Here is a 2,144-nt window from a genome sequence, read left to right on the forward strand (position 1 = left end):
GCTCGGCGACGAACGCGGCCACGTTCCCCGCGACCACCCAGCGCACGCCTGCCTCGACGTCGAGCGCATGCCCGTGTGCGAGCAACGCAGCGTCGGCGTCCCCCAGCACGCACGCGTGAAGCATCGACTCGGGCATCAGCACGGGTCCGTCGGAACTTCCTTCGCGCATGGCGTCCATTGAATCAGCGTTATTGTTCGCGTTTCAGATAGTCGGCAGCGCGATGCACTGCCTTCATGATTTCAATGTGCGTGCCGCAACGGCACAGGTTGAAGCGCAGCGCCTCGCGGATATCGTCGTCGTCAGGTGCAGGATTGCGATCGAGCAGCGCCTTCGTGCTCATGATCATGCCGTTGAGACAGTAGCCGCATTGCGCCGCTTGTTCGTCGATAAAAGCCCGCTGGACAGGATGCAGCGCGTCCAGCGTTCCAAGTCCTTCCAGCGTAAGCGTCTCGCGCCCGAGCGCCGCCGCAACCGGCACGACGCACGAACGCGCGGGACCGCCATCCAGCAGCACCGTGCACGCTCCGCACTGACCCAGGCCGCAGCCGTATTTCGGCCCGTTCAGCTCGAAGTCGTTGCGTAACACGTATAGCAAGGGGGTGTCGCGGGTCACGCCCGTGACCGTGCGGGTGCTGCCGTTGACGGTCAGCGTCAACGGTTCGCAAGTCGGTGCTGCGGATGCGGACACGCTCATTTTCAAGTCGTCGAATCAAGACCGCACAAGGCAATCATCCAGGCACTGCCGCGTGTGATCGGGTCGAAATATCAGGCCGTAGCTGCCGAAGCCTGCCTGGCCGACGGCGACTTCAGCGGCTCGTTGAATACGTCGTAAGCGAACACCCACGCCGGATCTTCGTTGGTGCGCAGCCACGTGTTGTTGTGCGAGACCAGTTGCACCTTCGAAGCACGCTCGGCGCGGTTCGCTTCGTACAGCGCGAACGCGTTGGCGTAATCGTTCGCGCCGACCTCGTCCAGGCAACGCGTCAGCATGGCTGCATCTTCAATCGCCATGGCCGCGCCCTGCGCCATGTGCGGCTTCATCGGATGACACGCGTCGCCGAGCAGGACCAGGCGGCCGCGGCTCCACAACGGCAGCGGATCGCGCTCCAGCAACGGCCACTTCGTGACTTCGGGCGTGGCGTCGATCAGCTTCTGCACCGACGGATGATAGCCCGCGAACGCCTCGCGCATCTCGTCGCGGCTGCTCGGCGCCACCGACTGCCCGGCCGGCCACTCAGCCTGCGGAACGCCGGTCACGTAGTAGATTTCATCGCGCCTGGCGCTCACGTAATACACCATCATGTGGCGGTCTTCCGACCACCACTTTACACACAGATCGAAAGGATCGGCGCCAAGCCGCGACGCGGCAAACACCGCGCGATGCGCAACATAACCCGTGTAGCGCGGCGGTTGCGCACCAAGCAAATGGTCGCGGATCTTCGAGTTCACGCCGTCCGCGCCGATCACGATATCCGCGGTCTCGACGCTGCCGTCGGCAAACGTCAGGCGCGCTTCGTGGTCGAGCTCTTCAATCCCGCTCAGGCACTTGTTGAACTCGATCGTGCCGGGCGCGACCGCTTCGGTCATCAGCGCATGGAAGTCCCCACGATGCACGGTCAGATACGACGCGCCATATTCTTTCAAGGCGAAATCCCCGAGCGGAATCTGCGCGATGGCTTCGCCCGTTTTCCAGTCGCGGCTATACCAGTAGTCCGGGTGCGAGCCCATGACATTCAGTGCGTCTTCGCAGTCCATGCGGCGCATGATCTTCATGACGTTGGGCCCAAGGTGAATCCCCGCTCCGAGACGCGAAAACGCGGGCGCCTGCTCATATAGACGAACCGGATAACCGGCGCGCTGCATCAGCGCCGCCGCTGCCGTTCCTCCAAGGCCCGCGCCAACGATCGCGATACGGGGTTTGCTCATGATGATCTCCCCATGTCTGGCGCTCGCCGAACATCATTCAGCCGAGCCTGTTAAATGAATCCATATCGAGTGTACACATTGCATTTTTGCAGGTAAAGGAAATTTGGTAATGCACCAATATAGTTGGGGTAATCCCTTACATAAGGCGAAATTTGAGGGTTTTCACCAAACCAAAGCACGCATGCACCAGTAAAAAACATCGGTGGCTATCTTGTCA

Annotated in this window: 2 protein-coding genes; both read right to left on the reverse strand. The window is 61.5% G+C overall.

Annotation, left to right across the window (positions count from 1 at the left end; all coding sequences use genetic code 11):
* Positions 1–188: 188 nt before the first annotated feature.
* Positions 189–695, reverse strand: coding sequence for a (2Fe-2S)-binding protein (locus VGH68_RS16395; protein WP_331604703.1), 507 nt, complete (start codon positions 693–695; stop codon positions 189–191).
* A gap of 71 nt (positions 696–766) precedes the next feature.
* Positions 767–1,927 carry an FAD-dependent monooxygenase gene (locus tag VGH68_RS16400; RefSeq protein ID WP_331604704.1) on the reverse strand — a complete coding sequence of 387 codons (1,161 nt, stop codon included), beginning with the start codon at positions 1,925–1,927 and terminating at the stop codon, positions 767–769.
* Positions 1,928–2,144: the final 217 nt, after the last annotated feature.

This window comes from Paraburkholderia sp. (genome assembly GCF_036488505.1).
Lineage (GTDB): Bacteria > Pseudomonadota > Gammaproteobacteria > Burkholderiales > Burkholderiaceae > Paraburkholderia.